Origin of the sequence: Spirosoma aureum, assembly GCF_011604685.1 — a bacterium.
Taxonomy (GTDB): domain Bacteria; phylum Bacteroidota; class Bacteroidia; order Cytophagales; family Spirosomataceae; genus Spirosoma; species Spirosoma aureum.
In genome coordinates this window covers 7,967,690-7,988,381 of the sequence record NZ_CP050063.1, presented here as the reverse complement: position 1 = coordinate 7,988,381, position 20,692 = coordinate 7,967,690, and the positions used below count along the sequence as shown (strand labels likewise).

Annotated in this window: 21 protein-coding genes; 19 read left to right on the top strand and 2 right to left on the bottom strand. The window is 47.6% G+C overall.

Annotation, left to right across the window (positions count from 1 at the left end; translation table 11 throughout):
• Positions 1 to 2 precede the first annotated feature (2 nt).
• Positions 3 to 1,142 (bottom strand): NAD(P)/FAD-dependent oxidoreductase, encoded by a 1,140-nt coding sequence (locus tag G8759_RS32110; RefSeq protein ID WP_167217333.1) that lies wholly within the window; start codon positions 1,140 to 1,142, stop codon positions 3 to 5.
• 120 nt (positions 1,143 to 1,262) lie between these two features.
• On the opposite strand from G8759_RS32110, the gene G8759_RS32105 reads away from it, so the two are divergent.
• From G8759_RS32105 to G8759_RS32065, 9 genes are all read left to right on the top strand, one after another.
• Complete coding sequence (locus G8759_RS32105; RefSeq protein WP_167217331.1) at positions 1,263 to 3,251, top strand: alpha-amylase family protein; 1,989 nt, start codon at positions 1,263 to 1,265, stop codon at positions 3,249 to 3,251.
• Positions 3,252 to 3,351: 100 nt separating this feature from the next.
• Positions 3,352 to 3,831, top strand: coding sequence for a Uma2 family endonuclease (locus G8759_RS32100; RefSeq protein ID WP_167217329.1), 480 nt, complete (start codon positions 3,352 to 3,354; stop codon positions 3,829 to 3,831).
• Positions 3,832 to 3,856: 25 nt separating this feature from the next.
• Positions 3,857 to 4,879, top strand: coding sequence for an SPASM domain-containing protein (locus G8759_RS32095; RefSeq protein ID WP_167217327.1), 1,023 nt, complete (start codon positions 3,857 to 3,859; stop codon positions 4,877 to 4,879).
• A gap of 182 nt (positions 4,880 to 5,061) precedes the next feature.
• Entirely contained in the window at positions 5,062 to 5,844 is a 783-nt protein-coding gene (locus G8759_RS32090) for a ParA family protein (RefSeq protein ID WP_162389937.1), read from the top strand.
• Positions 5,845 to 5,904: 60 nt separating this feature from the next.
• Positions 5,905 to 6,825 (top strand): ParB/RepB/Spo0J family partition protein, encoded by a 921-nt coding sequence (locus G8759_RS32085; RefSeq protein ID WP_167217325.1) that lies wholly within the window; start codon positions 5,905 to 5,907, stop codon positions 6,823 to 6,825.
• A gap of 68 nt (positions 6,826 to 6,893) precedes the next feature.
• Positions 6,894 to 7,670 (top strand): DUF5683 domain-containing protein, encoded by a 777-nt coding sequence (locus tag G8759_RS32080; RefSeq protein WP_167217323.1) that lies wholly within the window; start codon positions 6,894 to 6,896, stop codon positions 7,668 to 7,670.
• 66 nt (positions 7,671 to 7,736) lie between these two features.
• A complete protein-coding gene (gene dapB, locus G8759_RS32075) occupies positions 7,737 to 8,483 on the top strand; it encodes a 4-hydroxy-tetrahydrodipicolinate reductase (RefSeq protein ID WP_167217321.1) in 747 nt (248 codons plus the stop codon).
• 119 nt (positions 8,484 to 8,602) lie between these two features.
• The gene (lepB, locus tag G8759_RS32070; RefSeq protein ID WP_167217319.1) at positions 8,603 to 9,775 is read left to right on the top strand and encodes a signal peptidase I; all 1,173 of its coding nucleotides are present in this window, start codon (positions 8,603 to 8,605) and stop codon (positions 9,773 to 9,775) included.
• Between the two features lie 143 nt (positions 9,776 to 9,918).
• Complete coding sequence (locus G8759_RS32065) at positions 9,919 to 10,905, top strand: N-acetylmuramoyl-L-alanine amidase family protein (RefSeq protein ID WP_232074031.1); 987 nt, start codon at positions 9,919 to 9,921, stop codon at positions 10,903 to 10,905.
• A 70-nt stretch (positions 10,906 to 10,975) separates the two neighbouring features.
• Here the strand turns inward: G8759_RS32065 and ung are convergent, their stop codons facing one another.
• Positions 10,976 to 11,641: a uracil-DNA glycosylase gene (ung, locus tag G8759_RS32060; protein WP_167217317.1), complete on the bottom strand. Its 666-nt coding sequence runs from the start codon at positions 11,639 to 11,641 to the stop codon at positions 10,976 to 10,978.
• A 143-nt stretch (positions 11,642 to 11,784) separates the two neighbouring features.
• On the opposite strand from ung, the gene apaG reads away from it, so the two are divergent.
• The 10 genes from apaG to G8759_RS32010 all read left to right on the top strand — a co-directional run bounded on the left by apaG (position 11,785) and on the right by G8759_RS32010 (position 20,685).
• Complete coding sequence (gene apaG, locus G8759_RS32055) at positions 11,785 to 12,171, top strand: Co2+/Mg2+ efflux protein ApaG (RefSeq protein WP_162389944.1); 387 nt, start codon at positions 11,785 to 11,787, stop codon at positions 12,169 to 12,171.
• Between the two features lie 97 nt (positions 12,172 to 12,268).
• Positions 12,269 to 13,048 (top strand): O-methyltransferase, encoded by a 780-nt coding sequence (locus tag G8759_RS32050; RefSeq protein WP_167217315.1) that lies wholly within the window; start codon positions 12,269 to 12,271, stop codon positions 13,046 to 13,048.
• 183 nt (positions 13,049 to 13,231) lie between these two features.
• A complete protein-coding gene (locus G8759_RS32045) occupies positions 13,232 to 14,593 on the top strand; it encodes a monooxygenase (RefSeq protein WP_167217313.1) in 1,362 nt (453 codons plus the stop codon).
• A 310-nt stretch (positions 14,594 to 14,903) separates the two neighbouring features.
• Positions 14,904 to 15,098, top strand: a complete 195-nt coding sequence (locus tag G8759_RS32040) for a hypothetical protein (protein ID WP_167217311.1) — start codon at positions 14,904 to 14,906, stop codon at positions 15,096 to 15,098.
• Positions 15,099 to 15,116: 18 nt separating this feature from the next.
• Positions 15,117 to 16,004 (top strand): hypothetical protein, encoded by an 888-nt coding sequence (locus tag G8759_RS32035; RefSeq protein ID WP_167217309.1) that lies wholly within the window; start codon positions 15,117 to 15,119, stop codon positions 16,002 to 16,004.
• Between the two features lie 11 nt (positions 16,005 to 16,015).
• Entirely contained in the window at positions 16,016 to 16,873 is an 858-nt protein-coding gene (locus G8759_RS32030) for a DKNYY domain-containing protein (protein WP_167217307.1), read from the top strand.
• Positions 16,874 to 16,879: 6 nt separating this feature from the next.
• On the top strand, positions 16,880 to 18,421 hold the full coding sequence (locus G8759_RS32025) for a TPM domain-containing protein (protein WP_167217305.1): 1,542 nt from the start codon (positions 16,880 to 16,882) through the stop codon (positions 18,419 to 18,421).
• Between the two features lie 42 nt (positions 18,422 to 18,463).
• Positions 18,464 to 18,724: a hypothetical protein gene (locus tag G8759_RS32020; protein WP_167217303.1), complete on the top strand. Its 261-nt coding sequence runs from the start codon at positions 18,464 to 18,466 to the stop codon at positions 18,722 to 18,724.
• 250 nt (positions 18,725 to 18,974) lie between these two features.
• Entirely contained in the window at positions 18,975 to 19,472 is a 498-nt protein-coding gene (locus G8759_RS32015) for a YbjN domain-containing protein (protein ID WP_167217301.1), read from the top strand.
• 115 nt (positions 19,473 to 19,587) lie between these two features.
• A complete protein-coding gene (locus G8759_RS32010; RefSeq protein ID WP_167217299.1) occupies positions 19,588 to 20,685 on the top strand; it encodes a hypothetical protein in 1,098 nt (365 codons plus the stop codon).
• Positions 20,686 to 20,692 lie beyond the last annotated feature (7 nt).

Genomic DNA, 20,692 nt, shown 5'->3' with positions numbered 1-20,692 from the left:
TCTCAAATCATGGCTCCGTGGGTCTGACGCATAATACCGCGAAGCGCCGGTTTGAATGCACCCAGCGTTCGCACGGCTAGTTCCGTTAACCAGTCATTACCAAAGAATTGTTGTACGGTACGCCCAACCCAAAGGCGCTGAGCAAACAATTTCGACCAATCGTGCTGGTAGCGTTGTTCCAGATCGGAGCGGTTTAGCTGACCGCTCAAAAAAGCAGTCGAGAGATCGCTGGCCAGCTTTGCCCCATGAATAGCCATGGCCATACCATTGCCGCACAGAGGTGTGATCAGACCGGCCGAATCGCCCACCATAAGCATATGATTTTCGACAGACTGCTTCGATGTAAATGAAATTTCATTGATCACTTCGGGTTTATCATACAAAAAATCGGCAGTTTCAAAGACAGTCTTCAAATGCGGGTTTTTGTATAAAATAGCGCGCTCCATATCGGGAATATTACCAGATAAACGCAAATTAGAGCGGGTTGTCAGATAGCAGAGACAATATTTTCCGTCTTCGATAGCCGACATACCGCAGTAGCCATCCGTGAAATTATGCAGCGCTATCAGATCCGTCGGGAAATCACATTTGATGTGGTACTTGACTCCGATATAAGGAGACCGGCTGGATTGCCGCATGAAAGACCGATCGAGGGTTTTGTCGAGTTTGGATCGTTTTCCAAAGGCGCCAATTACTAATCGACTGGTCAGGGTCTGGCTGGATCCGGAGAGTCGGTCGCTTACCGAAATCGTAAACAGGTTGTCATTGAATAGTACGTTGTCGACCTCTTGATTGAGCAGGAACTCAACACCGGCGGCTTTGCCTAACTGGTACAACTCATGGTCAAGCGTATAACGACTGATGCCAAATCCGCCCAGATCCAGGGGCGCATATAACGACCGACCCGAAGGAGCCGATACCTGAAAATGATTGATGGTAGCAGCGCCAAGAATGCCCAAATCAACGCCTAAAGCCTGGATGTAGGGTTTTACTTCATTGGATACATATTCGCCACAGACTTTATGAAACGGATAGGACTTACGCTCCACCAGCACAACGGTATGGCCCGCTTTGGCCAGTTCCAGGGCGCTGACCAGGCCAGCCAACCCGCCACCAATAATGACAACGTCTGTTTTGAACATTCCGATTGTCGACAGTAATTCAGCCCCGAAGGCTATTCACCAGTTTGATGTGCTCTCGATAAATAATTAGACAATTAACAAGTCTATTTGGTTTTATAAAAACCGTTTTACATTTGCTCCATGTCTATCTTGTCCAACGATCTAAAAGCCGATTGGCAATTGAATCACCCAATCTACACGGAGGCCTATCACTCTGGGCGTTCATCGTTTATTGCCAATCTGTTGCCGCAATTTGCCATGCAATTTTCGGTCTATCAGACGCTGGAAATGCTGCACAAACGTTTAGGGAACGAAACGCTTCGACGGGCGTTAGATCCGGTTGAAACCATTACCAGCCCTGTTAAAGGCCGGCCCGATGGCGAATGGATAAAGCGTAGTAATATGATCGGTGTCAACGTACGGACGATTGGCTCCTTTTGGCAGGTTGTCAATTACGTTCTCACGCTTCCGGCCAGTCATGACAGTATTCACCTGCTACCGATCTGGGAGCCGGGTGTGGTTGGGAGCTTATATGGTATGGTAAGCTGGCAAATCAATCCTGAGTTTTTTGATGTCGACCTGGCGCGCTTTGTTCCGGCGCTGGATACGGTCGAAAAACAACTAAAGGTGGTTATGAACCTGCTCCATGCTATGGGGCGCACCGTTGGGATGGATGTCATTCCACATACCGACCGCTTTTCGGAAATGGTGCTGGCCTGTCCGTCCTTGTTCGAGTGGGTTCAGCGCGACGGCGATAAAATTAATGATCATTCCAGTCTGGTTTATAAATATGTAGAAGAAGCGATCTGGCAATACCTGAAGTATGTCGGAGCCGCCGATGGAACGCCTATAACTTTCGCCAAAGATGTTTTCTTTTCTACCGAGCTGGCTATTCTGACCGACGATCAGCGATCACGAATTTTGTTTGGACATTTTAACGACTATGGCGGGCGTCTTCAGCGAAGAATTAATCTGATTCGTCACCTGACAGCGCAGGGCCTCGAAACACTTCCCATGACAATGGCCCCACCGTATCGGGGAATTCATATTGATCCAACAGATTTTATCGTCGACGAATACGGACAAACCTGGTATCAGTATGCCTTCGACGAACCGCAACTGATGTCGCGTGTATTTGGTCCATTGGCCCGGTATCGTTTCTATGAGTCGAAAGATAACAACCAGAACTGGGAGCTTGACTTCGACCGACCGAATTACCCGGCCTGGGCCTATATCTGCCAGAAAGTGCACGAGTGTCAGCAGACCTATAATTTCGACTTTATGCGGGGCGACATGGCGCATGTTCAGATGCGGCCAGCGGGTGTTCCGGACATGATCGGGCATTACTATGATCCTTTGCGGGCTATTAAACGCTATGTCCGGGGGAATGGGGCACCTCATTTCGCGTTCTTTGCCGAAACGTTTCTGGCTCCGCCCGATGTGATGGGTTATGGTGATGAATTAGACCATCTGGAGGCTATTGAAGCTGATTCGACACTCGGTGATTTGCAGTCCCTTGTTGTGGGCTCGGAGGAGTTTAATCGCCAGTTCTCGGCCTATTACGACTACTTGAAGACGCGCCGGTTTGCGCCTAATTTTACCGTTATTTCGGCCGATAAAGATGATCCGCGCTTCGATGAATTCTACCAGACCGGAAATCTGTTTCGCTATTTTACGGCGCTTTTTCTAACCGATATGCCCAGTTATATCGGCCTGGGATTTGAATTGCGTAATCTCCATGATGAGCGGGGAACGAACGAAGAATATTCAAAACTGTACGTTTTTCAGATCGAGGATGATCGTCAGCCCGATAAGGTGACCCACGGTCCGTATGAATGGGGCCAGAACGTAGAGCAATTCAAGAGTATTCTGCGTATCCGGACGTTTGCCGAACGTATCTGGCCAGTCATTGCCGGTCAGGAAACCCGCTGGCTGGTGGCTCCTGATGCACAGAACACCGATCGTGACTACATTGCCTGGACACACACAGGCCCGACTGGCTATATTTTTGCTGCCAGCATGACCGGCAGTTTGCCCGAAACGATACCAGAACTGGAGGAAGCGGCTTCGATGGAGCTAGTTTTTGAGGAGGGCGGATGCCGGGTTTGGCGACTGGAAGAAGACGCTTAGACTGGCGATAATTGATGCCGTAAGCACATACAATGCCATAAATAAGCTTGATCAAACAAGTATTTCGGAGTATCTTTCCTCAAACAAATCAGTCAACGAAATGGAAGCAGTTGTTGAAGAGTCCGATCTGACGGATTACGAAATGGAGAGAGGTAAACCCATGCCAAGTTTTAATCACGGATTACTTGAAGCTCGAATTATATTTGAGGTGATGGACCATTATCGCGATATGTTCGACATTGTTAGCGAAGTGACACTACAAAGTCCAAATCCTCCTACGGTCCCTGATTTAAGTATTTTTCCATCGCAAGCGCCCAACTGGACGAAAGATGAAATTAAAGTGGCTCGTGTACCATTGACGGTAGTTGAGATTCTGTCTCCTTCTCAATCAGTTACTGAACTGATTGAGAAATCGTTAACTTATTTTTCTGCTGGCGTAAAATCATACTGGCTCGTTCAACCGATGCTGCGAGCGGTGTTTGTTTTGTTGCCTGGCGACGAGGAATTAGTGTTTCATAACAACACACTCACCGATCCAACCAACGGTATCTCGATTGATTTGAAGAACGTGTTTCGATAGGGCTTTCGGTTGTACCTTTACAACCATGAATCGCAACCTGCTCGACGGCCTTAACTTTGCTTCCAAACTAACGCCAAAGCGTGTGGCTAATGCGCTGAAGGTATTGTACAGCTATTACCGTTCCCGACAAACGGGCCAGTCCATGCACCAGGGCTTGCCCATGTCAGTATCGTTTGAACCAACTACTTCCTGCAATTTGCGATGCCCTGAGTGCCCCAGCGGTCTTCGGTCATTTACGCGCCCGACCGGAATGCTCGGGGAAGATCTCTACAAACGTACGATCGATGAACTGCACGAAACGCTGCTTTATCTGATCTTTTATTTTCAGGGTGAACCCTATCTGCACCCACAGTTCCTGGAACTCGTGCGCTATGCTACCGAGCGCAATATCTATACCGCTACCAGCACCAATGCTCATTACCTAACCGATGCCAATGCCCGAAAAACGGTTGAATCGGGCCTGGATCGATTGATTATTTCCATCGATGGAACTACACAGGAAGTGTATCAGCAGTATCGGGTAGGAGGAAAGCTCGAAAAGGTGCTGGAGGGCACGAAGAACATTATCCGCTGGAAAAAAGAACTGAAATCACGGACGCCCCATGTTGTGTTCCAGTTTCTGGTCGTAAAGCCCAACCAGCACCAGATTGCGGAAGTAAAAAAACTGGCGCGTGAATTAGGCGTCGATGAAGTTGGCCTGAAAACGGCGCAGATCTATGACTATGAACACGGTTCAGATCTGATTCCGACAATCGACCAGTATAGCCGGTACGCTCACCAGTCCGACGGGACGTATGCCATCAAGAATGGCTTCGGTGACCATTGCTGGAAAATGTGGCATTCCTGTGTAATCACCTGGGATGGTCTGGTGGTGCCCTGCTGTTTCGATAAAGACGCGCACCATCGGCTTGGCAACCTTCAGAACGAATCATTTGCTGACCTCTGGCAAGGGCCGTCTTACCAGGAGTTTCGCCAGACATTACTCCGCTCCCGTTCCGAAATAGAAATGTGCCGTAACTGCACAGAAGGCACAAAGGTTTGGGCCTGAGTTAATTGTGACTGAATGAGTGAGTGGGTGAATGAGTGAATGAGTGAATAGTTTTTGCGCCATCTATTCACTCATTCACTCATTCACCCACTCACTCCTTAAATTTTGTGGAACATTCCGTGGAACAGTTCTTGCATTCGTGAAAACTATCCGGCATCTTTGGGACTGCAACGCACAGACCCATGGGTAAAGTCATTGCTATCGCCAACCAAAAGGGGGGCGTCGGTAAAACTACGACAACAATCAATTTGGCCGCCAGCTTGGCCGCCCTCGAATTTCAGACGCTTATTGTAGATGCAGATCCGCAGGCGAACTCAACCTCCGGGCTGGGATACAATCCAAAAGAAATCGAGAACAGCATTTACGAGTGCATGGTCGAAGGAGTTCGTCCACAGGATGCCATTATTCAGACGGATTTCCCGAACCTGAATTTACTTCCTTCGCACATTGACCTCGTTGGTGCTGAAATCGAGATGATTAATCTCCAAAATCGGGAGGATAAGATGAAAAATGCCCTCGACAGCATCCGCGACGAGTACGATTTCATCATTATCGACTGCTCGCCGTCGCTGGGGTTAATTACAATCAACAGCCTGACCGCTGCTGATTCAGTTATAATTCCGGTTCAATGCGAGTATTTTGCGCTCGAAGGCCTGGGTAAATTGCTCAATACGATCAAGATTATTCAATCGCGATTAAATACGCATTTGTCCATTGAAGGAATTTTGCTGACTATGTATGATCTGCGTGTCCGCCTGTCGAATCAGGTAGTTGGCGAAGTGACCAGTCATTTTCAGCAGATGGTATTCAGCACCATCATTCCGCGGAATATTCGACTGAGTGAGTCGCCAAGCTTCGGCGTTCCGGCACTTGCTCAGGATGCCGACAGCAAAGGAGCAGTGAGCTACCTGAATCTGGCCCGCGAAATTCTGGCTAAAAACGGGTTGATGCCACATGAAGTGTAAAGCGGGTGGGAACCCGTTAGTAGTGTAGAGAAAATGCGGGCTTCCTCCCGCGCTACAGGTATGGACAACGCGAACACCAAAGCACCGAATAAGAAGATGATAGGATTGGGCCGAGGCTTGGGTGCCCTGTTGCACGACAGCGAAGCGGTCAATCGGCAGTCGAAACCGTCGCCGTTTGAGTCCATCAGTACGATGACGGAAATCAGTTTGACGCTGATTGAAACAAATCCTTTTCAACCCCGTACCCGTTTTGATGAAGAAGCCTTACAGGAATTAGCCGACTCCATTCGGATTCAGGGGATTATTCAGCCTATTACGGTTCGGCAACTGGGCAAAGATCGCTACCAGTTAATTTCGGGCGAACGGCGTCTGCAGGCATCCAAACTGATTGGAATGACGCATATTCCGGCTTATGTCCGGACAGCCAACGACCAGCAAATGCTGGAAATGGCTCTGATTGAGAACATCCAGCGCGAAAACCTCAACTCCATAGAAATTGCCCTGAGCTATCAGCGTCTTATTACCGAATGTAGCCTGAAACAGGAAGAACTGGGCGAACGTGTTGGAAAAAACCGCACAACGGTTAATAACTACATCCGGCTTCTGAAGCTTCCGCCCGTAATTCAGGCTGCCCTTCGTGACAATAAAATTTCGATGGGGCACGCCCGTGCGATCATTAATATTGAAAACCCCGATTCGCAAATTCGCCTTTTTAACCGCGCCGTCGACGAAGAATGGTCGGTTCGGAAGGTTGAAGAAGCCGTTCGAAATCTGTCTGACGATGAGGAAGAACCCATCGCCACCCGCCGTGTAACGCTGCCCAAGCAGGAGATGCGTAGTCTTCAGTTTAAGCTATCGTCGTTGTTTGGTACGAAGGTTTCGATTAAGGCAGACGAAAAACATAAGGGCGAAATCAAAATTCCGTTTACTTCTCAGGAAGAATTAACTAAAATTCTGGAGGTACTGAACTCACAGGCGTGACCGTGTTAAATTACCTTAAAAGGGTGACTCGTCGGTCGAGACGAAGTGGCATTGGGCGTTGTGTTTCTATGAAACAAGTTATTGCCTTATTTATAGTTGTTCTGTTGTTTACGTTGCCCCTGTTTGCCCAGCAACCAGCCATTAATCCGGCTCCAACACCGGCACCAGTCGATTCGACAGCTCAGTTGCGTTCAACCCCGGATACGATTCCACCGGCTGTGCAGCAAAAGGGTCGGATTGGCACCGATGGGACTCCCCGACCGATTCGGGTTGGAAGCTCTGTGTTGACACCAGAAGGCGGTTCGGAAACACTGGCCAGTGATACTGTTCAGGTTACAGCGAAGCAGGAAGCCCAAATCCGAAAAATCATCCCTCGAAAGGCTACAATTCGCTCGCTGATCCTGCCCGGTTTAGGGCAGGCCTACAACCGACAATACTATAAAATCCCATTTATTTACGCTGGTTTCGGTGTGATGGGTTATTTATTTGTCAAGTATAAAGGTTTGGCTAATCAGGCTGAGGAAGGCTATCGTTTGCTTCTCTACGGACGAAAAATTAGTGATAAAGTATATGAGCCCGTCGATTCTGTTGTGATCGGGACACAAATTATCCGCACGACAACAGGGGCCAAAGCAGGTTATGATCTCTATCGTCGGTATCGTGACCTGAATATTTTGCTGTCGGTTGCGCTTTGGGGCATTAATATCATTGAGGCTAATGTGGCGGCCCACCTCAAAACGTTTGATTTATCCGACGATATTTCTATGCGCATCGAACCTCGTGTGTTGCCTGTGCCAGGCGCAGGCTTTGTGCCGGGCGTTCGGGTCGCTTTTACGTTTAAATGAAGGACGTATGATGTACACGACTAGATGCCATCTACATTAACATTCTTCGTTATAGATTAACTATTTATGAATATTCTTCTTCTTGGCTACGGAAAAATGGGTAAGGCCATCGAGCAAATTGCGCTCGAACGGGGCCACCAGATAGCCGCTCGTATCGATGCTGACAATCGTGCTGATTTGGAGACTACGCCATCAGATGCTGTCGATGTGGTGATTGAATTTAGCTCGCCTGAGTCGGCCACAGAGAATATCAAATACTGCCTCCAGCGTGGCTGGCCGGTAGTTTGCGGGACAACGGGCTGGCTAAGTCACCGGACTGAAATCGAAAAGATATGCCAGGAAAAAAAAGGTGCATTTTTCTACGCATCGAACTATAGCATCGGCGTAAATCTGTTCTTTCGGTTAAATAAAACGCTGGCTCGTTTTATGCGGAATTACCCATCCTATCAGGTGTCGATGACAGAGATTCACCACACCGAGAAACGGGATGCTCCCAGCGGAACGGCCATTACGCTGGCAGAGGGCGTTCTGGAAAACCTGCCGGGTAAAAATCGCTGGGTAAATCGGGAAGCGGGTAGCGAAGGTTCGTTAATCGACTCGACTGACGCCGTCGAAATTGAGTCGCTGCGTGAAGGAACCGTGCCCGGAACCCATACGGTTCGGTATGACTCGGAGGTTGACCAAATTGAAATTAAACATATTGCCCACAGCAGGCAGGGTTTTGCCCTTGGAGCAGTGGTTGCAGCAGAGTGGATTATTGGCCGTGAGGGCATCTTCGGAATGGACGATTTATTAGGGAGTGATCAATTATGAATCGGAATAGGTCAAATAAAACCAATCCATCTTCGTAATTTCGTTAAAAGTTCATGCAATTAGTTACCCGTTAGTTAACGTAGTCATCATTTATCATTCATAATTCATCATTAGTTACAGTGTCGATAACCAAAACACAGGCCGAAACGAGGCCGGCTAAACCCAAAAAATCGGCCATTCGGGAGTGGTTCGATTCCGTTTTGTTCGCTGTTGTAGCGGCTACGCTTATCCGATGGCTGTTTATGGAAGCGTTTACGATTCCGACACCTTCGATGGAAAATAGCCTGATGGTTGGTGATTTCCTGTTTGTCAGCAAGCTTCATTATGGCACCCGCACGCCCAGAACGCCCTTGCAGGTTCCGCTGACGCACCAGAAAATATGGGGCACCGAAATCCCTTCTTATAGTACGGCCATCCAGTTGCCATCCTACCGCTTACCGGGATTCACACACGTCAAAAATGGGGATGTCGTGGTCTTCAATGTTCCGCCTAAATACCTCAACGACAATATTGATTATCCCGTTGATTTGAAAACGAATTACATTAAGCGCTGCATCGGTATTCCGGGCGATGTGCTCGAAGTTCGTCAGCGTGAGGTATTCGTGAACGGAAAAGCGTTTCCAAGTCCGCCCCGTTCGGAACAAAAGTATTTCGTAAAAACAACGGAAGTGCTGGATGCCACTTTCTTTCGTAAATACGAAATCGTTAACGACTACCGCGACCCAAGCCAGCCAACCGAAAACTGGAAACCACTGGAGCAGTACAATGACTCGACCAAAACATCAGCGATGGTTGGCTATATGGTGAACACCACTGCCGATGTAATGGCCAAATTTAAAGAATTCGACTGGGTGAAGGGTATCGAGCCAATGGCTGACAAGCCCGGTGAGATGTCGCCCGGTATTTATGGTACACCGACTTTCAAGTGGAATCACGATAATTTCGGGCCGATCACCATTCCGAAAAAAGGGGCTACTATTCAGATCAACGCGCAAACAATTGCGTTATACGGCCCGGTTATTGAATTGTATGAAGGCAACGAGAAAGTGGAAGTAACACCAGCTGCTATTAAAATTGGTGGCCAGCCTATCACGTCCTATACCTTCAAGCAGGATTATTACTTCATGATGGGCGATAACCGTGATAACTCACTCGATTCCCGCTTCTGGGGTTTCGTTCCCGAAGACCACATCGTTGGGAAAGCGGTATTTGTCTGGATGTCGCTTGATCCAAACCCAGCCAATATCTGGAATAAAATCCGCTGGAATCGGTTGTTTAGAACGATTGACTAATCAATCTGCCATACGAGTTTGACGTGAAGCCCCGAATGTACATTCGGGGCCTTTCCATAAATGGAAGTCGCTTTATTCACTAGATCTACATCATTTCACTGAAAGATAGCGTTACTTTGTTCATAGATAGATACATAACGCCAGTGCAGAAACGGAATACTTCCATCAATACTCAGTTTTTTGTCGTCCTTTTAACCCTATTTTTCTGCTTAAGTCGGTGGGGAGATGAGCAGATTCTGGCCAGACCAACCAATGGCCATGTCGCTCCGACTAAACCCGGCAAGAAACGAATAGCGGGAAAAGTACATCGGCGCTCAACCACCAAAATAAGCGCAGTCAATCGCAAAGCAACCAAGAGAAAAGCGCTGGCGGAGGAAAACAAGAAGGTCGTTTCATCAACAACTGTGGCCTTGTTTGGTCCGAGATATGCCCATGTGGCGGTGAAAGATCATTTGTTGAGGGGAGCGGTCTATTATCTGGCATCGGGGCATGGCGGGCCTGATCCGGGCGCGCTGGGCCGGTACGGCAAGTATGTGTTACCCGAAGACGAATACGCCTACGATGTAACTATCCGATTGGCTCGTGCCCTGATGGAACATGGCGCTACTGTTTACATGATTCTTCAGGATCCTAATGATGGCATCCGGGATGATAAAATACTGAAGCTGGACCGCGACGAAGTTACGTATCTCCGACAGACAATTCCATTAAACCAGACCCTTCGGCTACGCCAGTGTACGGATGCCGTGAACCGTCTCAACCGAAAACATAAAGGGGCGTATCAACGAATGGTAACCATTCATGTCGACAGCCGGAGCGCGGGCGAAACCATCGATGTGTTTTTCTATCACCACCAGAACAGTGGAGTAGGGAAAAGGCTGGCTAAAAATATTCATCGAAGTTTCAACGCTGGCTATAAGCGCTATCAACCTAACCGGAGCTATCTGGGCAACGTATCGGACCGGAGTAGCTTGTATGTGGTAAAAAACAGCCATCCACCAACCGTCTTTATTGAATTAGGCAACATCCGAAACGAGAAAGATCAGCGTCGCTTTCTGCTGGCCGGTAATCGGCAGGCACTGGCTAACTGGATATGCGATGGTATGCGGGCAGATTATAAATTACGATAGCAGTAGGCAGTCTTCAGTAAGTAAATGACTATTGCCAAAATACCGCCAACTGAAGACTGCCCCCTGAAAACTACCAGTCGATTGGCGGTAGACCTTTACCTTCCAGATAGTTATTGGCCTGACTGAAATGCTTGGTTCCGAACCAGCCACCCCATTGAGCAGCCATCGGCGATGGATGTTTTGCTTTCAGAACCAGGTGTTTTTTGTTATCGATGACAGCGCCTTTCTTTTGAGCGTAAGCTCCCCAAAGCATAAAAACGACATGTTGCTTCTCATCGGAGATCAGTTTGATTACCGCATCCGTAAACGTTTCCCAGCCTTTGCCCTGATGTGATCCTGCCTGCCCCGCCCGCACGGTAAGCGTCGAGTTGAGTAACATGACACCCTGGCGAGCCCAGCGTTCGAGGTTTCCCGATTTTGGAACTGGTTTGCCCAGATCATCCTGAATTTCTTTAAAAATATTGACCAGAGAAGGCGGCTTACTGATGCCATCGGCAACCGAAAACGCAAGTCCATTGGCTTGCCCTTCGCCGTGGTAGGGGTCCTGGCCGAGAATGACAACGCGTGTATCGTCAAAACTGCATGAATTGAAGGCGTTGAACATCAACCGACCGGGTGGATAAACCCGCTGGGTACTGTATTCCTGTCGCAGAAATTCCGCTAACGCAATAAAATAAGGCTTATCAAATTCAAACTGTAGCCTTGTTTGCCATGATTCTGCAATAGATACGTTCATGTAGGGAACTGATAAGGGTGATTCGGCATTATAGGCCTAAAAACGCCGAGAGCCACTCTTTGAAAATTTTTTCAAGACTGTTCTTGCGTATCAAAACTAATCAACTTAATTTTCGTTTTAAGGTTGCAAACGACACTAAATTTATGGTATCGTCAGTCACAGAAGGCGTAAAGGTAAGTGTGAAGACCGAGTATCAATCCGATTACTCCAGTCCATTACAAGCGCATTACGTGTTCACTTACCGGATTACGATCGAAAATGCCAGCGACTATACCATTCAGTTGCTCAGACGGCATTGGACAATCTATGATTCCAACGGCACCGTCCGTGAGGTTGAAGGGGAAGGCGTGGTTGGTTTACAACCCGTACTGGAACCCGGAGAAGTTCATCAGTATGTATCGGGCTGCAATCTGCGCTCAAGTATGGGCAAAATGGCCGGTACTTACCTCGTTGAACGTATTATTGATGGGAAACAGGTTCGTGTAGCCATTCCGGAATTCACGATGATTGTACCCTATAAATTGAATTAATGAGCCATAATGGATAATGAACCCCGTGGGCGGTTCTGAATGAATAACTGTCGTATGATGGAACTATTCATTTTACATTCTACATTATCCATTTCCTATGTTGTTTGCTTATTTACGCTACCTCGCTCGTGCTCGCGACGAGCATTCTCTTCACTCGCCCTTTCTGTTTACGCTTTATACTCGTGTTATTCGGGCGGGCAATCGTTCTGAGCCTGTTTTTAAACCTATTCGGGCCTTACAAAGTAAGCTTCGTCAAAATCGCCAGCTGATTCATATAACGGACTTTGGAGCGGGTTCGAAAGTAAATACCTCCCAACAGCGAAGCATTCGGGATATTGCCCGAAACTCCCAGAAGCCAGCCCGGTTCGGTCGATTGCTGTTTCGACTCATTCGACGGTTCGACGCAAAAACTATTCTGGATTTAGGTACATCGCTTGGGGTAACGACGGCTTATCTGGCAATGGCTGCCAAACCGCAAAATGGCCGCATTCTGACATTTGAAGGATGTCCGGAAACGGCGGCTGTTGCCCGCCAGAATTTTGATGAGCTGGGTATTCAAAATATAGACATCGTAGTCGGGAATATCGACGAAACATTGCCCATCCAGGTGGAAAAGTCGATACCACTCGACTTCGTTTTTTTCGATGCCAATCATCGCTACGGACCGACTATTCGCTATTTTGAAACATGCCTGACGAAGGTCCACAACGATACGGTATTTGTATTCGACGATATTCACTGGTCGGCCGAAATGGAACAGGCATGGGCAACTATTAAAGCACATTCCTCAGTAAGCGTAACGGTTGATTTGTTCTGGGTGGGCTTGGTCTTTTTTAGAAAAGAGCAACCCCGTCAGGATTTTATATTAAGATTTTAGCTCGGCAGGCCCCAGATGCAAAGCCGTGCCACGATTCACTACACAGCAAACCGTGGCACGACTTTGCGTCTGGGGTCTTGCCGAATATAGTCGCTGGTTTTAATAGGCCTTGAAATAAATTATATACCAGAAGATGGGATAATATAATTAACTTTCAGTATACCTCTGGCTGATTACTGCTATATGAAATCCTTGAATTTTACCCGTTTAGGAATTGGTATATTTATTATTAGTATATTCTTAAATTCGGTTTCCTGTCAGAATTCTACCAATGGTACGGAGGACCCAATGGCCGTTGCTTCCTTCGATTTAATTCAACAAAAAATCCTGACGCCATCCTGCGCCACATCGGGTTGCCATTCATCTGAAAAAGACGCCGATTTTGTGCAGCATGGTCTGGTGTTAGCAGCCGGTGTAGCTTATGAAAATCTGGTGGGTGTTGATCCGAAAAACAGTGCGGCTAAAGCAGACGGCTTAAAACGCGTAAAAGCATTCGCATCGTTAGAGAGCCTTTTGTATCATAAACTGACCCCCACGGCTAGCCATCATACGGGCAAACAATATGGGAATCCTATGCCATTGGGAAGTCCACCACTGTCTGATGGACAGATTGAATATGTTCGGCGGTGGATTGATGCCGGAGCGCCCAAAACGGGTAGTATCGCTGATCCCACGCTATTAGATGATAAAACCGTATCTGGAACGGCTTATGAACCCCTGCCTGTACCAGCAACGGGCACCGGTTTTCAAATGGCCGTTCCCACGTTTGATATTCAGCCGAATTTTGAACGTGAATTATTTACCCGTCGGGTGGTTGGCAATGCGCAGGATATATACGTAAACCGGTATGAAACAAAAATGCGGAGTGGAAGCCACCACTTTGTGGCCTATAATTTTCGGGATAATACGATTCTGCCGAACATGAACGACATTCGTGATCTGCGAAATGCCGATAATTCTCTGAATCTGCTCACAACGCTATCCATGTCGAACCATGTGTATCTGGCAGGATCGCAGGCTCAATACCAGGATTATAAGTTTCCTGAAGGGGCAGCCTTATTGATTCCGGCGGGTACTTCGCTTGACCTTAATTCGCACTTTGTCAACAAAACCACGTCGGTGATGAAAGGCGAAGCGCAGATCAATCTATACACAGTAGACAAATCTAAAGTACAGCAACTGGTTCAGACGCTCGATCTGGGAAACTCGAATCTTACTATTCCAGCCAATACCCGGGTTACGATCTCGAAGTCTTTTCTTTTTGATAAGCCGCGCAAAGTCCTGACTTTAACTTCGCATATGCACAAACTGGGCGAAAAGTTTGTCATTAAAATCAAAGGTGGGAGCCGCGATGGTGAAGTCATTTACACATCTACCGACTGGGAACACCCCGATATTGTTACCTACCAGACACCTATTTCGCTGCAAAAAGGAGAAGGGCTAACGTCTGAAATAACGTACAACAATACAACCGCCAAGCTTGTCCGTTTTGGCCTGACAAGTGAAGATGAGATGGGTATAATTTTCGGGTATTATTTTGAATAAGTTTTCAGAACCATAAGATTCTGATTGGGTAATTACACAGAACCGCGAAGTTTTGCCGAAGCATAGGAATGCTTCGACTAAACTTCGCGGTTCTGTGTATGGGGTAAAATCGGTTCTTCAGAAACGCAACCTTAGGAGTATCGACTAGAGTCGTGCCACGGTTTGTGTGCGAGATATAGTGAACTGTGGCACGACTCTAGTCGATACTCCTAAACCTACTCAAAAAAAGCCTGGCCATATATCAAGCCAATTCTACCGGTTTTCACGTTGTTCCATCCACTTATCAATCGGACTAAATCTCTCTGGATTTTTGGCTCAACTTTATAATGAGTTATCAATATCAACACCAAAAGATACGGGTATGGATCGGGGCGAGCATTTCATAAAAAAAGACGTAGTAAAATCGATCAAAGAAGGATCAAAGCGTTTCCTGGAAAGAGGTTTTGACTGGATTGCACTGGTTGTCATAACGTTAATTATTCTGCTTACTCTGATCTTTTTTTAAGACTTGACATCGACTTTCATGAATCAGGACATCGTCTATAAAAGCATTTTCTTCGGCGGAATTTATGCCGTGTTTTTTCTGATGACGTACCTGATTGGCCGGAAAGTCTCATCGTCGCTGGCAATTCGGCTGGCAGTTGGTTGCTGGGTCGGACTGATGGTGATCATGCTGATTTTCGGTAGTACCAGTTCAACATTATTGTTTATTCCCAGCTTTATTGCATCGCTGTTTGTCTTTCGCAAAAAAGAAGACAGCAGCCTGCAACAGTTTTTCAGTAGCAATCAACTTTATAAATCGACCGTTGTGCCAGAGCAAGTCTCCGAACTGCTTGGTAGTCATTATTACTCCTGTGCGGAAGGAACACTAACTACCCAATCGGGCGAAGTAGTTCAGTATAACTGGTGGCAGGGAATGACCTCGTCTATGGTCTCGACGGGGAAATCTCACTTTAACACATTCTCGCATTACCTGGCCATTTCGTTCGGCCCCAACGTTGTTAGTGAGGAATTTAGACGGATTGCCCGTGCCAAAATGGATACGTCAGGGTTTACCTTCCGGCAGAAATTCAAACGTTTTTTTGTGCTTGATACCGAAACACCCATTCGGATCGAAGAAACGCAGGATGGTAGTTTCGTGATTATCTGGCAAACCTATCATGACGCGCTACACTTTGCCTATTATCTGAACTGGCTAAAAACAAATCGACTAACCAGGGCAGAAGTAAAGCCTGTAGAAGAGCAGGTTGTCAGTCTGGAAAAAGTGGACAGTGTGCGTCCGGCTGAGCGCGACGTTTCTTCGCCCTTAACGACGGAATCAACAGATCATCCGGTTCTTCACTCCAGTAGACCGCAACACGAACAGGCACTGGGGCAACCGCCAAAACTGCAAACTCGTAGCCGTTATTAATGCCGCTTACCATGAATTTTCTACTCAAAAAAGTGTTCGCTCCTTTTGCATCAATTGCTTTTACGCTTATCGGCTTGCTGGTCGTTAGTTGTGGTGAAAGCTCACGCAGAGGCTATCGAATAGAGAAAGGCGAGGTGGTGATATATAGGGGTTGGCCTGCTACCCGGTCGATTGTCGACACAGCTGATGCTGAGTCGTTTATGATAATCAACGACGAGTATGGTAAAGATAAAAACCATGCGTTCTACATCGGGAAAATCATTCCCGATGCTGACCCAGCTACGTTTGAGTATCTGGCAGGTGCCTATTCCAGAGACAAAAACAATGGTTACTCCCGGGATAAGCGAATCAGCAACGACGGTGCACATTTCTCCTTTGTTCCTAATCCCGATGAGACGCCTGTTCATATATCGGCCGAAGGGATTCCATATGCCCGCGACCGGTATCGGGTTTATAAAGACACATTTATACTTGAAGGGGCCGACCCCGCTACGTTTGTCTTTGTTCCGATGTTTAATGGCAGCTACCTGACAAATGACCGCCGACGGGTTTATTTTCATGATCGGCCGATAGAGGGCGTAGATGGCGCAACATTCCGAAAAGTCTCGGACTTCAATTTTAGTGATAAACACACGGCCTGGGGTCTGGTGCTGGGTAAAGATCTTTACTGGAGTCCAATTGAAGCAGTTGATCTCGCTACCTTTTCCGGCGTTGGAAAATACTATGCCAAAGACAAAGAACGGGTCTACTTCAGTAATTATGCCGTTAAGGGAGCCGATCCGGGCACATTTGAAGAAACAACTTATCTTCAGGCCAAGGATAAGTACAGAACGTATTCGTCGGGCTACGGCGCTACAAATCAAAATTAAATGGGTATGAGCCAGAAATTTATCCAGTTCGTCTTCCTTTTTCTGCTGCTTGCGTGTGGAGGCATTACACCAGGAATTGCACAAACCTATACGCCAGAAACCGTACCCAATCCGAAGCAAAGCAGAAGTGCACAGTATGTCAGCAATCCGGATCATATTCTGTCAGATGCGGCCGTAAGTCAGATTGATCTGGTGCTGGGAAAGCTGGAAGACTCCACAACGGCACAGGTAGCGGTTGTGTGCCTCAACTCCATTGGGGAGAGTGTACCCAAAGACTTTGCCACGGCTTTGTTCAGGAAATGGGGTTTGGGCTATCGGAAGAAAAATAATGGCCTGTTGGTTTTGCTGGTGAAAGACCAGCACAGGATCGAGATGGAAACCGGCTATGGTTTGGAAGGTGTTCTGCCCGATGCCATTTGTAGCCGGATTCAGACCCGGAAAATGATTCCGCTGGCTAAAACCGGTGATTTCGACGGAGCCATGATTGCCGGGGTTAACGAGATTGCCCGCCTGATTAGTGAACCCGAAGCCGCAAAGGAGGTTTATGACAAGTCAAAATCTACGTACCGAGCAGGACAGCCATTAGAGAATTCGGCCATTTTCGTCCTATTCCTGTTATTAATTCCTGCTTTGCTTGTTCTTCGGCTACTGACATTCTTCTTCAAAAAAACGAATCCCATTGCTAACCAAATTGACGTGACAATTTCGAAATCGAAATGGCGATTTCCCAGAGCCTTTCTGCTATATGTTGTTATGCCGGTATGCATAGGATTCGTAGTGATAAAGCTTCGCGCACCTTTATCACTGCATGGCTGGCAAATTCTCCTGGTCATGTATGCCTATGCAGGAGCGGTCGTGTGGGAACGTCGGCACCGTCGAAAAAATGCCTTCCAGAAACTCTCTGGCACCATAACCGAGCCAGCACGTTATGTGCGATACAAAGCTGCGGGACTCAACGGCTGGGGTTCTGTTCTGTTGTTCCCTATTCCGTTCGGATGGCTTAAACGAGCGGATGACCGGGCACTGGATGCGATTCGGAATCATAACCGTCAATCGGCGGAAGGCTACGCGCTTACTAAAGTGGACAGTACCCGGAAAGGGGATTTTCTGACTGATTACCAGCGAACTGAACAGCGGCTGGGTAGTGTTGACTATGACGTTTGGCGCAATGAACCCCACAACATCACGCAGGTTATTGGTTACGAAAACCTGAACGATAAGGTCTATCAGAACTGCAATAAATGCGGATCAAGAGCCATGTCCTTAACAGGCAGCCGCATCGTGAAAGCAGCCACTACTGAACGCGAAGGAAGAGGCAGCAACGATTATCAGTGCCAGGCTTGTGGCCACCATCGCGAAGAACAGTACACCATTGCGGTCATTCGGCAAAGTACACCCACAACGTCACATTCATCCACTACGTATTCTTCGTCGGGTAGCAGCAGTTCATGGAGCGGGTCGTCGGGCAGTTCATCCAGTAGTAGCTCGTCCAGCAGCAGTTGGGGGGGCGGCAGCTCAGGGGGCGGTGGTTCGGGTAGTTCGTGGTAATTCGATGAACGGAAAGCAGGTCAGACGCTTACAATTAGGGGTATGCTTTGGAAAAAATATTGCAAAAACCGACGGCTTCGACGGCAGATTGAACGGCTTACCGAAGCGGAACGGCAAGCGATTCTGGCGAAATCACCACTGGAAGCTGGCTGGTTTCAGGGGGCAGGTTATCATGTGTTTTTGAAAGCTGAACCAGATTTTAATAAAGCTTACGTTCAGGGCCTGGGCGGGGTTTCGCAGCAGGCTGCTGAAGACTGGATTATCCAGCAATACTTACTGACTAACGTAGATCTTAAAGATTAGCGGCAATTCACAACCAGATGACTTACTGCATTGACAAACTTGCGACCAGTTCCTGCGAGAAGACGGGAAGAGAAGAGTTCCTGACAAGACAGGGCAAGCCTTCCTGCTGAGGAACAAATGACCACTTTTAAGGCAGTTTACACCACTTGTAAAGCCAAACGGGCTAGGCATAGAGTTGGTTTATAATGCCTCTGCTGGCGTAGTAGTTTTGACCTGTTCAAACGAGTTATTCTAAAACTACCCTAAGCAAATGGAACCAATTAAAAACCCGGCTCCGGCCAGACCTTCTGATGTACAGGAAGCTGCTTACAATGAACAGTACAATCGGGTTACGACCATGATTCAACACTATGTCGAGTCTATTGGATTGACCAAAGAGAGCACCTATAATCCCAAAAACAGCAACTGGCTCTGGAAAAATGGCTCAGCCACGATTGAAGTATTCATTCAAACCATCCATTTTCCGAATGGAAGCCGACGTGATTATCTGCGAATTTTCTCTCCTCTGCTCGAAATTCCGGCCAATAACCTGCTTAGTTTCTATCGGCACCTGCTCGAACTGAACGACCTACGTCTGGGTGTGAAGTTGTGCATTGCTCCCAAGACACAAACCGTGTATGCAACCTATGAGCGCGATATTCGGGGTATGGACTATCAGGAACTAACAACCTGCATTGTTGACCTGGAATTGTGGGCCGACGAGTTGGATGATCAGCTGAAGGAACAGTTCCCAAACTGGTCGAACTAGGCGGAGTAAAATGACTGATGGCCATGAAAAGATTACCGGCTTTTGGTGAATTCAGATGAACTATACCACCCTTCTTTGCGTAAGCCTGCTTTCCTGGTCCTTGTCGGGTTGTTTCATGCGTACGGATACGCACCCCGACATACCGCTTTTACCGCAAGTCGATAATGCCAGCATTCGGGTCGATTCATTGCCGGACACGATGATTCGTAACTTTATCTTCTCGGCGGATAAAACGAAAATCTACGCGATTGTTCTGACTGCATCAACGGGGGTGTTTGCCGAACATACACTGGTTGAATTCGATCAGGCGGGTCATCGGTTGCGCCAGCTCCCGTTTGGTGAGATGAGCATTCAAGAAATGGAATTGGCCCTGTTGCAACCGAATTTGCTACTTTGGGAGTTTTCGGGCCTGTTTTATCGTGTTGATCTGGATGCGTTTAAGGTCGTTGATAAAGTCCATGCATTCTGGACAGGGAACTATCCTGATGATCAAAAAGAAAAAGATTGGGTAAGGGTGGACCGGGAAGGTCAGGCGTGGTATCGACAGAAAAAGAATGAGATCGGCCAGCAATTTGATATTCAGGAAGCCGATTCGATAACACTGGCAGTACTGAAAGGCAACAAAACCAACGCGGATGCTTACTGGGAGGCCATTCGAAAAGCCCGGTCGGACCTGAGAACTCAGTTTGAACCCGATCGGCATAAGGCCTATTACGAGGCTTACGCATTGGCACGCATGAGGGCTGGTAAATCGTCTTTTGCCTACCGGAGTCCTGATAACTATGCGTCCTATGTTTTTACCAAATTTGCCGACGGCAACACAACTGCGTTTACGCTGGATGAAGCGTTTATTCAAAAGGCGGGCGTCAAATTCCATCCATATGATGTGAACACCAGGGTAGTCATGGACCGAAGCAACGCAAACACATCCCTGTCGGAAGGTCGCTTCACGCTGGTAGAAGGCCAGTCAGTAACCGATAGAACGAGCGTATTACAACTGACGGAGGGAATAACCGCAAAATACGGTGACCTGATGTGGGGAGGAAATTCATTTGACGAATTTCTGTTTTATTTCGACCTGAAACTTGGTAAGAAGACCGCTCGCTTCAAGTGGATTTACCCGCTGGCTCTATCAAACGACTTTTACCTGCAATCCGCAAATGGATCCGTCTATGTGCTAAAAGCAGGTGTATTATATTGGTTTCACGTATAAGCAGGCA

Bases quoted from the DNA above. Each gene is read 5' to 3' on its own strand.
- G8759_RS32105 (WP_167217331.1), top strand. From the start codon at position 1,263: ATGTCTATCTTGTCCAACGATCTAAAAGCCGATTGGCAATTGAATCAC.
- G8759_RS32045 (WP_167217313.1), top strand. From the start codon at position 13,232: ATGAAATCCTTGAATTTTACCCGTTTAGGAATTGGTATATTTATTATT.
- G8759_RS32080 (WP_167217323.1), top strand. From the start codon at position 6,894: ATGAAACAAGTTATTGCCTTATTTATAGTTGTTCTGTTGTTTACGTTG.
- G8759_RS32035 (WP_167217309.1), top strand. From the start codon at position 15,117: ATGAATCAGGACATCGTCTATAAAAGCATTTTCTTCGGCGGAATTTAT.
- G8759_RS32100 (WP_167217329.1), top strand. From the start codon at position 3,352: ATGGAAGCAGTTGTTGAAGAGTCCGATCTGACGGATTACGAAATGGAG.
- G8759_RS32090 (WP_162389937.1), top strand. From the start codon at position 5,062: ATGGGTAAAGTCATTGCTATCGCCAACCAAAAGGGGGGCGTCGGTAAA.
- G8759_RS32050 (WP_167217315.1), top strand. From the start codon at position 12,269: ATGTTGTTTGCTTATTTACGCTACCTCGCTCGTGCTCGCGACGAGCAT.
- G8759_RS32110 (WP_167217333.1), bottom strand. From the start codon at position 1,142: ATGTTCAAAACAGACGTTGTCATTATTGGTGGCGGGTTGGCTGGCCTG.
- G8759_RS32030 (WP_167217307.1), top strand. From the start codon at position 16,016: ATGAATTTTCTACTCAAAAAAGTGTTCGCTCCTTTTGCATCAATTGCT.
- dapB (WP_167217321.1), top strand. From the start codon at position 7,737: ATGAATATTCTTCTTCTTGGCTACGGAAAAATGGGTAAGGCCATCGAG.
- G8759_RS32085 (WP_167217325.1), top strand. From the start codon at position 5,905: ATGGACAACGCGAACACCAAAGCACCGAATAAGAAGATGATAGGATTG.
- G8759_RS32095 (WP_167217327.1), top strand. From the start codon at position 3,857: ATGAATCGCAACCTGCTCGACGGCCTTAACTTTGCTTCCAAACTAACG.
- apaG (WP_162389944.1), top strand. From the start codon at position 11,785: ATGGTATCGTCAGTCACAGAAGGCGTAAAGGTAAGTGTGAAGACCGAG.
- ung (WP_167217317.1), bottom strand. From the start codon at position 11,641: ATGAACGTATCTATTGCAGAATCATGGCAAACAAGGCTACAGTTTGAA.
- G8759_RS32010 (WP_167217299.1), top strand. From the start codon at position 19,588: ATGCGTACGGATACGCACCCCGACATACCGCTTTTACCGCAAGTCGAT.
- G8759_RS32025 (WP_167217305.1), top strand. From the start codon at position 16,880: ATGAGCCAGAAATTTATCCAGTTCGTCTTCCTTTTTCTGCTGCTTGCG.
- G8759_RS32020 (WP_167217303.1), top strand. From the start codon at position 18,464: ATGCTTTGGAAAAAATATTGCAAAAACCGACGGCTTCGACGGCAGATT.
- G8759_RS32015 (WP_167217301.1), top strand. From the start codon at position 18,975: ATGGAACCAATTAAAAACCCGGCTCCGGCCAGACCTTCTGATGTACAG.